Raw genomic sequence first — 11,724 nt, 5'->3', positions numbered from 1 at the left:
AGAGTGAACAAGTCGGAACTGATTGATGCTATCGCTGCATCCGCTGATATCCCGAAAGCTGCTGCTGGCCGTGCGCTGGACGCTGTAATCGAATCCGTCACTGGCGCTCTCAAGGCTGGCGACTCCGTTGTACTGGTTGGTTTCGGCACCTTCTCCGTTACCGATCGTCCAGCTCGCATTGGCCGTAACCCACAGACCGGTAAGACGCTGGAAATCGCCGCAGCCAAAAAACCAGGTTTCAAAGCCGGTAAAGCACTGAAAGAAGCTGTTAACTAAGTCTCTTTCAAGTCTTTACCCATCCGGGTCGGGGTCATTCCTGACTTGGCAGCGGAGCGGTAGTTCAGTCGGTTAGAATACCGGCCTGTCACGCCGGGGGTCGCGGGTTCGAGTCCCGTCCGCTCCGCCAGTTACGAGAAGGCGCATCCTCGGATGCGCCTTTCTTCTATCCGGATTCTACCCACGCTCCACGGTTGCCTAATTTGAAGTACAACCGTTTCTGGGGGACGCATGCTGCAGAATATCAGGGACAATTCACAAGGCTGGATTGCCAAGACCATTATCGGAATCATCGTTGTATTGATGGCTTTCACCGGTATCGAGGCCATTTTCCAGGCCACGACCAACAGCCAGGACGCGGCCAAGGTCAATGGTGAAGAAATCAGTCAGAACGAGCTGAGTCAGGCGGTCGATATGCAACGCCGTCAGCTCATGCAACAGCTGGGCAAGGATTTCGATGCTTCCTTGCTCGACGAAAAAATGCTGCGTGAAGCCGCTCTGAAAGGGCTGATCGATCGCAAGCTGTTGCTGCAAGGCGCAGAAGATTCGAAATTTGCCTTCTCCGAAGCTGCATTGGATCAAGTGCTCCTGCAAACGCCCGAGTTTTTGGTCGACGGCAAGTTCAGTCCTGAGCGTTTCGATCAGGTGATCCGTCAAATGGGCTACAGCCGTCTGCAATTCCGTCAGCTGCTGGCACAGGAGATGCTGATTGGTCAGCTGCGTGCCGGTCTGGCAGGTAGCGGTTTCGTGACCGATGCACAGGTTCTGGCGTTTGCCCGTCTGGAAAAACAGACCCGCGATTTCGCCTCTCTGAACATCAAGCTCGATCCGGCTGCGGTCAAACTGACCGATGATGAGGTCAAGGCCTACTACGACGAGCACGCCAAGGAGTTCATGACTCCTGATCAGGTGGTGATCGATTACCTCGAGTTGAAGAAAGCTTCTTTCTTCGATCAGGTCAGCGTCAAGGACGAAGACCTGCAGGCGGCGTATCAGAAAGAAACGGCGAACCTCTCCGAGCAACGCCGGGCTGCGCACATTCTGATCGAAGTGAACGACAAGGTGAACGAGGCGCAAGCCAAGGCCAAAATCGACGAAGTTCAGCAACGTCTGGCCAAGGGTGAAAGCTTCGAAGCGCTGGCCAGGGAGTTCTCGCAGGACCCGGGTTCTGCGGCTAACGGTGGTGACCTCGGTTACGCCGGTCCAGGTGTCTACGACCCAACCTTTGAAAAGGCCTTGTACGCCTTGAACAAGGATCAGGTGTCGGCACCGGTTCGCACTGATTTCGGTTTGCACCTGATCAAGCTGTTGGGTGTCGAGGCACCTGAAGTGCCGAGCTTTGCCAGCCTGAAAGACAAGTTGACCAAAGAGCTGAAAGCCCAGCAGGTCGAGCAGCGTTTTGTCGAGGCGACCAAGCAATTGGAAGACTCCTCGTTCGAAGCTTCCGATCTGGCTCAGCCGGCTCAAGAGTTGAAACTGACCGTTCACACTTCCGCACCATTCGGTCGTGAGGGTGGCGAGGGTGTTGCTGCCAACCGTGGCGTTGTGCAAGCTGCGTTCAGTCCTGAAGTGCTGGATGAGGGTGGCAACAGCACCGCCATCGAGCTGGACCCGGAAACGGTTGTGGTGCTGCGCGCCAAAGAGCATCGCAAGCCGCAACAGCTGCCGCTGGAAAGCGTCGCCGCGAGCATCCGTACGCAATTGACCAAGGAGCATGCAAGTGCTGACGCCAAGACCAAGGCTGAGGCATTGATCGCAAGCTTGCGTGATGGCAAGGCGCCGCTGGACAAAGCAGTAGACGGTCAGAACTGGACAGTCAGCAAAGCAGCGACCCGTGGCCAGGAAGGGGTTGACCCTGCCGTGCTGCAAGCGCTGTTCCGCATGCCCAAGCCTGCGGCCAAGGACAAGCCGACCTTCAACAGCGTGACCCTGGCCGATGGTAGCCTGGTGATCGTGCGTCTGGACGGTGTGAACGAAGCGGCTGCCCCTTCCGAAGAAGAGAAAGCCCAGTATCGTCGCTTCCTTGCTTCGCGCATTGGCCAGCAAGATTTTGCGGCTTATCGCAAGCAACTGGAAAGTCAGGCGGACATCGAGCGTTTCTGATGCCTGATTGAGTCAACGAGCTGTAAACAAAGACCCCGGCCGAAAGGCTGGGGTCTTTGTTTATGGCGGGTTTTTATCATCGCCGGATAAGTACCTGCACACCCGTAGCAGCAGCCTCGCAGGCTCGACAGCTGCTACGGGCATAGTCTTTCACCGTGCAGCTTTTTCCTGAAAAGATCACTCAGTAAGGTTGTAAGTCTTTTAAGACACTAAACGGTACGCCCTTGGGCGTCGATCTGTTGCACAATACGTCCCGAACCGTTTTGCTCAGGATTTTCAATGTTTAATTCATTCCACTTGCGTGCCACTGTTCTGGCGCTTGTGATGGCTGGCGCGGCAGGTTGCTCGTCGGATAAAGCCGCCATTTATGAGCATGAAAATTTCTCTGATTCCGGGACCTTTTCGCGAAGCTACCCGGTCACTGATGTCGCGTCCTGCGAGGCTGCGCGTCGTGCCTTGCTTAGCCAGGGCTATATCATCACCAGCGCCGACCCCAAGCTGATCAGCGGGAAAAAAAGCTTTCAGCAGACCGGTGAAACGCATCTGGAGATCAGCTTCAACGTCGTCTGTGCTGAAGATGGCAGTGCCAGTCACCATGCCACGATGTTCGCCAATGCCTTGCAGGATCGCTATGCGCTGAAGAAGACCAATAACTCCGCCAGCCTTGGGGTCGGTGTGCTGGGTTCGGTGTCGATGCCAATCGGCTCCTCCGATGATTCGATGGTCAAGGTCGCCAGCGAAACAGTGTCTTCGGCCAAGTTCTATGAACGTTTCTTTGCGCTGGTTGAGCTGTACCTGCCGACTGAGGCCAAGAAAGCCGCGCATATCATCGAGAAGCCGAAGACCGATCTGGGTGTGCCTGAACCCACGGCTGCACCTGCCTCCCTGGCGCCGACACCGACGCCTGCTGCGCCCGAGCCTGCCATCGCACCCGCCGCAGAAGCTGCGCCCGCCGAAAGCTCGCCGGCCGCCTCAGAGCCGATGGCGCCACCCGCTGAAAACACACCCATTACCCCAGACGACGCCACGGCGCCGGACTCGTCGACTGAAACCGTAACACCCCCCGCGAATTCGAGTTCGCTGCCGCCGCCGACAGAGCCGATTTCCGCTCTGCCAGCTTCGAACTCCTGAGACCGTCTCAGACTGCTGCAGGATTGGCGTTGCCAACATCAATCCTGCAGCGGCTGATCGCTTGAGTGACTTCAGGTAGTCGGCCGGTCATTTCCTGGCGCCTTCAGCGCGGCCAGTACCATCAATGCCAAGACAATCGTTGCTTAACGGATTGCGGTAAATCGTAGGGATCTGCTACGTTTTATTTTTATGAGCCTTGATGTCATGAAGAAGTACTTTTTCTGTCATGAAGGCACTTTATGCTGAGAGCGAAGGTCATTTAAGCAATCGGTTTTTCACCGCAACCAAAAGGATTTTGCAATGGACGATTATCAAGAAGAGCTTCTCGAGTATCAGGCGTTTGAACTGGATCCGCTGGAACCTGCTGAAGACGCTACCGAGCTGTGATGGCGCTAGCGTGCTTCAGGCGGATTGGCGATGACTGCGGCGAAACTCGCCAGGGGTCTGGCCGTTCCAGCGTTTGAAGGCGCGTTGAAAGGCTTCGGCTGAAGCAAAGCCCAGTAAGTAAGCGATCTCCCCGAACGCCAGTTCGGTGTCGCGAATATAGGTCATGGCCAGATCACGACGGGTGTCGTTGAGAATGGCGCGAAATTGCGTACCTTCTTCGGCGAGCTTGCGGCGCAAGGTCCAGGTTGGCAGCTTCAGGCGTGCCGCCACTTCTTCCAGGTCGGGCTCCCGACCACCATTGAGCAATGGTCCCAGCAACTGAATGATGCGTTCACGCAGGCTGCGGGTTCGGGTCAGTTGTTCCAGTTCCCTTTCACACAACTTGATCAGAAGACGCCAGGTGCTGGGGCAATGTTCGCGATTGCGCAGCGCCAGACTGGCCAGGCTCAGACGCAGCTGATTGTGCTCGGCGCCAAAATGGATCGGACAATCACCCAGTACCCCATAACGTTCGCGGTAATCCGGTTCGGCGAACTCGATGTCGATGCGCTCGGCGTGCAGCGGTTCCGGGCTCAGGCTGGATAGTTGCTGTAGCCAGCTGGCAATGATCGAGTCCACTACAAAACGGTTGTAAGCGTTGTAGGGGTTGATGGAATAGAACCGCAGCCAGGCGCCCTGGGCGTCTTCATGGAAACTCGATTGGCCGCGATAGTTGGAGCCGTACAAGGCTTCGAAGCGGATCAGGCAGCGCGCAGCTTCTCTTACCGTCGGTGCCTGAGCGGCCGTGACCCCGGCCAGGCCGACCTGGCTGAGGCGACTGAGCTGGCCCATGCGCAAGCCCAATGCCGGGTCGCCGGTTAGTTGAATGGCGGCATGGCCCAGGCGCATGTAACGCGGAATCGACAACCTGGCGCCGGCTTCGGCCAGACGTGCCGGGTCGAGGCCGTATTGATCGAGCAAGTCCTGCGGGTCCAGGCCATGGCTGCGCACTGCGTCGGCAAGGCTATGGACAAAACCTACCGACAGATCCCCGAGGCGCATCGGCTGCGGTTTCATCGGTTACAACCAGATATTCAGCAAGCGGGCGCCGCGGGCATTGCCGCCGGCGATGGTTTGGCCGTCGCTGCTGATGAATCTCTGGCCGTCGCTGCCTTGATCCCAGAACTGGCCGCGCAAGAACACGCTTATACCGGTCAAGGCCTGGCTGTCCGGAAGCTGGCGGGTCAATGTCAGGCGATGCCAGGCGTCGCCTTCACTGAGTTCTCCAGGCTTGAGGCCGATTTCGCCGGGCGTCGACAGGCTTTTGTATCCGCGCCAGGGTTTGTCCCACGCGCCGCGGCCGACGACGAAGGCCGGAACCGCGACTAGTTGCGCACCCTGAGCCTTGAGTTTGCGGTAGTTGTCGGGGTACCAGCTGTCGCTGCCGATCAGCACGCCAAGGCGTCCGGCCGGGGTATCGATGACGTTGACCGTCTGATCGAGACTGGGCTGGACATAACCACGCTGATCCAGGGTTGGCGACAGCTGGCGTTGGGGTTGGCCGATTGGCAAGCCATCACTGCCGAACACCAGCGTGCTGTTGTATAACGCACCGCGACTGATTTTCAGCTGACCGTCGCTGACGGTTGGCTCAGGCAGCACGATGGAGCCGGCCACCAGTGTCACGCCAAATTCCCTGGCCAGTCCGCCGAACAGCGCCTGGTAATCCCGGGCCATGGTTTTGGCTTTCATGCGCAGGTGCGCATCGTCCAGACGACTCTCGCCTGTGGCGCTGATCAGGGCACGGGCGAACTTCAGCGGGTTGCTGACGGCCAGCCAGTTCATGGCTTCTTCAAGGCTGGTGGCCTGGTACAACTCATCCTTTTCGCCGCTGAGCATCAGCCAGGTGCCGACATGCTCGGGCAACACGACGATGGTCTTGTCGTTCAACAAGCCTTGATCCCGGGCGTGCTGCAAATACGCCGCGAGCTTGCGATGCAAGCGCTGGGGGCTTTGATAATCGGTGGGGAACAACTCTGGCTGGATGCCCAGAAGATTGCCGCGATCGGCGCGAATGCCTTGATCCACGGCGAGCTTGATTCGCAGGTCCGACAAGTAATGGCCGACAGGGCGGTCGACGGTCCACATCACATAGGTAGTGATGGTGGCGATCAAGGCCATGGAAAAGGCGAAGCGGAGAAGTTTGCGCATGGGAAAACAATCAGCGGCCGTGTGCAGGCCACTAGAGTAGGGCCCATGCAGGTGATTGCCAAGGGGGCGCTGTGCATTTGGATCAATAAGTTGTCAGTTACGGTCATTGAGCGGTGAGTGGAGTGCTCTTAGTCTGTCGAACATGACTGATGGGAGCCAAAGAGCTCCTACACTTTTTCGTGATTGCTCGTTGTGGAGTTACCGATGGCCGCCGCTCATTACCCGCACCTGTTAGCCCCTCTGGATCTGGGTTTTACCACGCTGCGCAACCGTACCCTGATGGGCTCGATGCACACCGGCCTGGAAGAAAAGCCCGGCGGTTTCGAGCGCATGGCGGCTTACTTCGCCGAGCGCGCCCGTGGCGGTGTTGGCCTGATGGTCACCGGTGGCATTGGTCCGAACGACGAAGGTGGGGTGTACTCGGGCGCGGCCAAGCTGACCACTGAAGAAGAGGCATTGCAGCACCGGATCGTGACCCGCGCGGTACATGAAGCGGGCGGCAAGATCTGCATGCAGATCCTCCACGCCGGGCGTTATGCCTACAGCCCGAAACAGGTAGCGCCAAGCGCCATCCAGGCGCCGATCAACCCGTTCAAGCCCAAAGAGCTGGACGAGGAAGGCATCGAGAAGCAAATCAGCGACTTCGTCACCTGCTCGACGCTCGCGCAAAAAGCCGAGTACGACGGCGTCGAAATCATGGGCTCGGAAGGTTACTTCATCAACCAGTTCCTGGCAGCGCACACCAACCATCGCACCGACCGCTGGGGTGGCAGCTATGAAAACCGCATGCGCCTGCCGGTAGAAATCGTCCGCCGTGTGCGCGAAGCCACAGGGCCGAACTTCATCATTATTTTTCGCCTGTCGATGCTCGATCTGGTGGAAGGCGGCAGCGTCTGGGAAGAAATCGTCCAGTTGGCCAAGGCCATCGAGCAGGCCGGTGCGACCATCATCAACACCGGGATCGGCTGGCACGAAGCGCGGATTCCGACCATCGCCACCAAGGTCCCGCGCGCTGCGTTCAGCAAGGTCACTGCCAAGTTGCGCGGTGAAGTAGCGATCCCGCTGATCACCACCAATCGCATCAACACCCCGGAAGTCGCCGAGCAGATCCTCGCCGAAGGCGACGCCGACATGGTCTCGATGGCCCGGCCATTCCTCGCCGACCCGGACTTCGTCAACAAGGCCGCTGCCGGGCGTGGCGATGAAATCAACACCTGTATCGGTTGCAACCAGGCCTGCCTGGATCACACCTTCGGCGGCAAGTTGACCAGTTGCCTGGTGAACCCGCGGGCCTGCCATGAAACCGAACTCAATTACCTGCCGGTGCAGCAGCTCAAGAAAATTGCCGTGGTGGGCGCCGGGCCCGCGGGTTTGTCGGCAGCCACTGTCGCGGCCGAGCGTGGGCATCAGGTTACGCTGTTCGATTCCGCCAGCGAGATCGGTGGCCAATTCAACGTCGCCAAGCGTGTGCCGGGCAAGGAAGAGTTTTTTGAAACCCTGCGTTACTTCAATCGCAAGTTGCAGACCACCCATGTCGAGCTGTGCCTGAACACCCGGGTCGACGTCGCACAGCTGGTAGCGGGTGGTTTCGACGAGATTATTCTGGCCACCGGCATCGCGCCACGCTTGCCGGCGATTCCCGGCATCGAGAACGCCAAGGTACTGAGCTACCTGGATGTGATTCTTGAGCGCAAACCTGTTGGCAAAAACGTGGCGGTGATCGGTGCGGGCGGTATCGGTTTCGACGTGTCGGAATTTCTCGTCCATCAAGGCGTGTCCACCAGCCAGGACCGCGAGGCGTTCTGGAAGGAGTGGGGCATCGATACCCACCTCGAGGCGCGTGGCGGTGTCGCCGGTATCAAGGCCGAGCCCCATGCACCGGCGCGTCAGGTATTCCTGCTGCAACGCAAGACGTCCAAGGTCGGCGACGGCCTGGGCAAGACCACCGGCTGGATTCATCGCACGGGCCTGAAGAACAAGCAGGTGCAGATGCTTAACAGCGTCGAATACCTGAAAATCGACGATGCCGGTTTGCACATTCGCCTGGGTGAAGCGGGGGAGCCACAGGTATTGGCGGTGGACAACATCGTGATCTGCGCAGGGCAAGACCCGTTGCGCGAATTGCAGGAAGGCCTGGTTGCGGCCGGACAGAACGTGCACCTGATCGGCGGCGCGGACGTGGCTGCTGAACTGGACGCCAAACGGGCGATCAATCAGGGTTCGCGGTTGGCTGCTGAGCTGTAGTTTTTCTGCAGGTTCAGCGTGCCAATGGCATTCGCGGGCAAGCCCGCTCCCACAGGAATCGAGTCGTTCACATAATGTGGGCCCAACTCAGATCAAATGTGGGAGCGGGCTTGCCCGCGAAGGCGGCATGACAGCTGCTAGAATGTTGGCTCTTCCACCCAGAGTCAGGCGCTGATGCTCTTTTTCCATTCTCCTGACAAGGCTCAGCTATGGGCCTGACTCCTTTCGACTGGCAGCCCCACGCCCCCCTCGAACACCTTCACCTGGACTGGCTCACCCAAGCCAACATCCAGGTCGCCGTCCTGCGCCTGGACCTCATCGATCCACTGATCTCCGGCAACAAGTGGTTCAAGCTGATCGAACATCTGGCAATGGCCGATCAAGTCGGGGCCAAGGGCGTCATCAGTCTGGGCGGTGCTCACTCCAATCATTTGCACGCGCTGGCAGCGGCGGGCAAGCGCTTCGGTTTTGCTACCGTCGGCCTGTTGCGCGGTCATCCACAAGAAACCCCGACCGTACTGGATTTACAGGCCTATGGCATGCAGCTGCATTGGCTGGGGTATGGCGGTTATCGAGCGCGGCATGCGCCTGACTTCTGGCTGCCGTGGCAGGCGCAATACCCGCATTTGCAACCAGTGCCCGAAGGCGGCGGCGGTTTACGCGGCGCGCAAGGCTGCGCTGGATTACTGGCCATGGCGCGCGATCAACTGAGTGCAATTGGCTGGAGCGATTATGACGCCTGGTGGCTGGCTGCCGGCACCGGTACCACGCTGGCCGGGCTGGTGCTGGCCGAGGCAGGTGTGCATCCGGTCTATGGCGCGTTGGCGGTGCCTGATGATCACGGGGTCGCTCGACAGGTCGAGGCGATTGCTCTGGAAGCAGGACTGCGTGATCCGGCGTATGAGCTGTTCGATGCCAGTCGCGGCGGCTTCGCCAAGGTCGATCCGGCGTTGCTTGAATTCATCGAGTTCACCGAAAAGCGCAGCGGCATGCCGCTTGAACCGCTGTACACCGGCAAAGCACTGTTGGCGCTCAAGCAACAGGTCGAAGCGGGGCGCTTCGCCCGAGGTACGCGATTGATCTTTGTGCACACCGGCGGCTTGCAGGGTCGTCGGGGTTTTGCGATGACGGGCGGCAACTAGCCGTCATCCGACACAAAAAAAGCGGCAGCCCCGATCAAGGGCTGCCGCTTTTTTTGTGTCGCATGTCGGGGATCAGTTGGCTTGAGGCATCTCACCGTTGGCCAGACGTTTGTTGATATCGGCAATCACCTGCGGCAAGTCGGTGATGGTGTCGATCATGTAGTGCGGGCGGGAACCCTCGAACATCCCGTGAATGCGCTTGCGTTCGCTGGCCAGTTCTTCGCTGCCCAGGGCGCGGTAGCCCTCGTAGGTCAGACCCAGCGCATTGCCCGAGCAGATCAACGCCACGGTCCACATGCCGGCGCGGCGGCCTTCGAGAATCCCGGGGACGGTGTCGTCGATCTTGACGCAGGCGCCGACGTCGTCGATGCCCAATGCGATCACGTTGGCCAGTGCCTGAGCCGGCCATGGGCGACCGTTCGGGACTTCATCGGTAGCGACCACATGGTCGGCGATGTAGCCATTGGTGGCTGCCAGCTCGACGACCTTGTCCATGACCTGCTTGGGATAACCGGAGCAGGAGCCGATCTTGATACCTTGCTGGCGCAGGTTGGCGATAGTGTCCAGGGCGCCGGGGATCAGTGCCGAGTGCTCGGCGATCTTCTCGATCTGCAGCGGCATGAAGCGCTGGTAGATGGCGGTGACATCGTCGTCGGTCGGTGCGCGACCGAACACCTTGCGATAACGCTCGGCGACTTGCGGCTGGTCGCACAGGGTGCGGATGTGGTCCCACTTGCCCATGCCCATTGGGCCACGGGCCTCTTCGATGGAGACCTGAACGTCAAACTCGGCGAAGGCTTCGACAAAAATCTGGGTAGGCGCGAAGGAGCCGAAGTCGACGACAGTGCCGGCCCAGTCGAGGATGGCGGCTTGAAGCTTGGTTGGGTTGGTGTAGTTCATGGTGATCAAGTCCTGTGAGGAGAGCAGCTTTTGTGGGAGCGAGCTTGCTCGCGATGAGGCCCTGTCAGCCGACGTCGATGTTGAATGACAGTCCGCTATCGTCGGAACGCCGCCCGGAGCAAGCTCGCTCCCACAGGGGTCAGTGGTGTAATCAGATTTCTTGCACTTCCATTTCCCGCAACACTTCAGCCACGGCTGCCACGGCCGCGTGCATCTGGGCTTCATTGACGTGGCCGATGCAGCCGACACGGAAGGTTTCGACCTGGGTCAGCTTGCCGGGGTACAGAATGAAACCCTTGGCCTTGACCCGTTCGTAGAACTCCTTGAACTGGTAGCGCGGATCTTTTGGTGCGTGAAAGGTGATGATGATCGGCGCCTGGATCGCCGCCGGCAGGAAGCTGCGCAAGCCCAGCCTGGCCATTTCGTCGAGCAGGACTTTGCAGTTATTGGCGTAACGCTGATGCCGCACCGGCAGACCGCCTTCTTCGTTGTATTGCCGCAGGGCTTCGTGCAGCGCCGCGACCACGTGGGTCGGCGGAGTGAAGCGCCACTGGCCGGTCTTGGCCATATAGGTGTGTTGATCAAACAGGTCCATCGCCAGCGAGTGGGAATTACCTGCTGATGCCGCCAGTGCTTCCTTTTGGGCAAAGACGAAGCCCATCCCCGGCACGCCTTCCAGGCATTTACCGGACGCGGCGATCAGCGCATCGAACGGCACTTGCCGGGCATCGATCGGCAGCGCGCCGAAGGAGCTCATGGCGTCGATGATCAGCCGTTTGCCATGGCGGGCGATCACTTGAGCGATTTCCGGCAGCGGATTGAGGATCCCGGTACTGGTTTCGCAGTGGATCAGCGCGACGTGGGTAATGCTGGCGTCGGCCAGTAGCAGGCGGTCGACATCGGCGGCGGTGGTCGGTTCGTCTTCGGCAGTTTCGAAGGTGCTACACGCGCGGCCGAGCACTTCGCAGATCTTCGCCAGACGTTTGCCATAGGCGCCGTTGATCAGCACCAGCACGTTGCCGTCGCGGGGCACCAGGGTGCCGATGGCCGCTTCTACCGAGAAGGTGCCGCTGCCCTGCAACGGCACGCAGTGGTGGCTGTCGGCGCCGTTGATGATCGCCAGCAGTTGCTCGCACAGGCTGGCGGTCAGTTGATTGAAACGGTCATCCCATGAACCCCAGTCGACCATCATCGCCTGACGGGTGCGGGCCGACGTGGTCAATGGGCCAGGGGTGAGCAGGATTGGCTCGGCAGTACTCATGCGGATGTCCTCGCGAATTGCTTGGGGATGAAGGTACGGGACATAAATTGCGGTTTGGCTTGTCATCAATCAAATTGTTTGTTGTTATGC

At 59.4% G+C, this 11,724-nt stretch carries 9 protein-coding genes and 1 tRNA gene; 6 read left to right on the top strand and 4 right to left on the bottom strand.

All coding sequences use genetic code 11. From position 1 onward, the window contains the following. Window positions 1-3 precede the first annotated feature (3 nt). The 4 genes from AC3I0A_RS18765 to AC3I0A_RS18750 all read left to right on the top strand — a co-directional run bounded on the left by AC3I0A_RS18765 (window position 4) and on the right by AC3I0A_RS18750 (window position 3,510). The gene (locus AC3I0A_RS18765) at window positions 4-276 is read left to right on the top strand and encodes an HU family DNA-binding protein (protein ID WP_002552737.1); all 273 of its coding nucleotides are present in this window, start codon (window positions 4-6) and stop codon (window positions 274-276) included. A 53-nt stretch (window positions 277-329) separates the two neighbouring features. After that, window positions 330-406 (top strand) — tRNA-Asp (locus tag AC3I0A_RS18760). 101 nt (window positions 407-507) lie between these two features. Continuing rightward, window positions 508-2,379 (top strand): SurA N-terminal domain-containing protein, encoded by a 1,872-nt coding sequence (locus AC3I0A_RS18755; RefSeq protein ID WP_489373728.1) that lies wholly within the window; start codon window positions 508-510, stop codon window positions 2,377-2,379. Window positions 2,380-2,658: 279 nt separating this feature from the next. Then, window positions 2,659-3,510, top strand: a complete 852-nt coding sequence (locus tag AC3I0A_RS18750) for a DUF2242 domain-containing protein (RefSeq protein ID WP_489373726.1) — start codon at window positions 2,659-2,661, stop codon at window positions 3,508-3,510. 402 nt (window positions 3,511-3,912) lie between these two features. Here the strand turns inward: AC3I0A_RS18750 and AC3I0A_RS18745 are convergent, their stop codons facing one another. After that, window positions 3,913-4,953 carry an AraC family transcriptional regulator gene (locus tag AC3I0A_RS18745; protein WP_489373725.1) on the bottom strand — a complete coding sequence of 347 codons (1,041 nt, stop codon included), beginning with the start codon at window positions 4,951-4,953 and terminating at the stop codon, window positions 3,913-3,915. A gap of 3 nt (window positions 4,954-4,956) precedes the next feature. After that, window positions 4,957-6,087, bottom strand: coding sequence for a carbon-nitrogen hydrolase family protein (locus AC3I0A_RS18740; RefSeq protein WP_489373723.1), 1,131 nt, complete (start codon window positions 6,085-6,087; stop codon window positions 4,957-4,959). Between the two features lie 204 nt (window positions 6,088-6,291). Between AC3I0A_RS18740 and AC3I0A_RS18735 the strand changes: the two genes are divergently transcribed. Beyond that, on the top strand, window positions 6,292-8,331 hold the full coding sequence (locus AC3I0A_RS18735) for an oxidoreductase (protein WP_489373721.1): 2,040 nt from the start codon (window positions 6,292-6,294) through the stop codon (window positions 8,329-8,331). Window positions 8,332-8,540: 209 nt separating this feature from the next. Then, entirely contained in the window at window positions 8,541-9,473 is a 933-nt protein-coding gene (locus AC3I0A_RS18730) for a 1-aminocyclopropane-1-carboxylate deaminase/D-cysteine desulfhydrase (RefSeq protein ID WP_489373719.1), read from the top strand. Between the two features lie 72 nt (window positions 9,474-9,545). Here the strand turns inward: AC3I0A_RS18730 and phnX are convergent, their stop codons facing one another. Further along, window positions 9,546-10,373, bottom strand: a complete 828-nt coding sequence (phnX, locus tag AC3I0A_RS18725; RefSeq protein ID WP_489373717.1) for a phosphonoacetaldehyde hydrolase — start codon at window positions 10,371-10,373, stop codon at window positions 9,546-9,548. Between the two features lie 151 nt (window positions 10,374-10,524). Beyond that, window positions 10,525-11,634 carry a 2-aminoethylphosphonate--pyruvate transaminase gene (locus AC3I0A_RS18720; protein ID WP_489373715.1) on the bottom strand — a complete coding sequence of 370 codons (1,110 nt, stop codon included), beginning with the start codon at window positions 11,632-11,634 and terminating at the stop codon, window positions 10,525-10,527. Between the last annotated feature and the right edge of the window lie 90 nt (window positions 11,635-11,724).

The organism is Pseudomonas sp. KH_024_B2, assembly GCF_057839965.1.
Note: the sequence above shows the minus strand (reverse complement) of the source record. Positions and strands in the feature narration are given on the sequence as shown.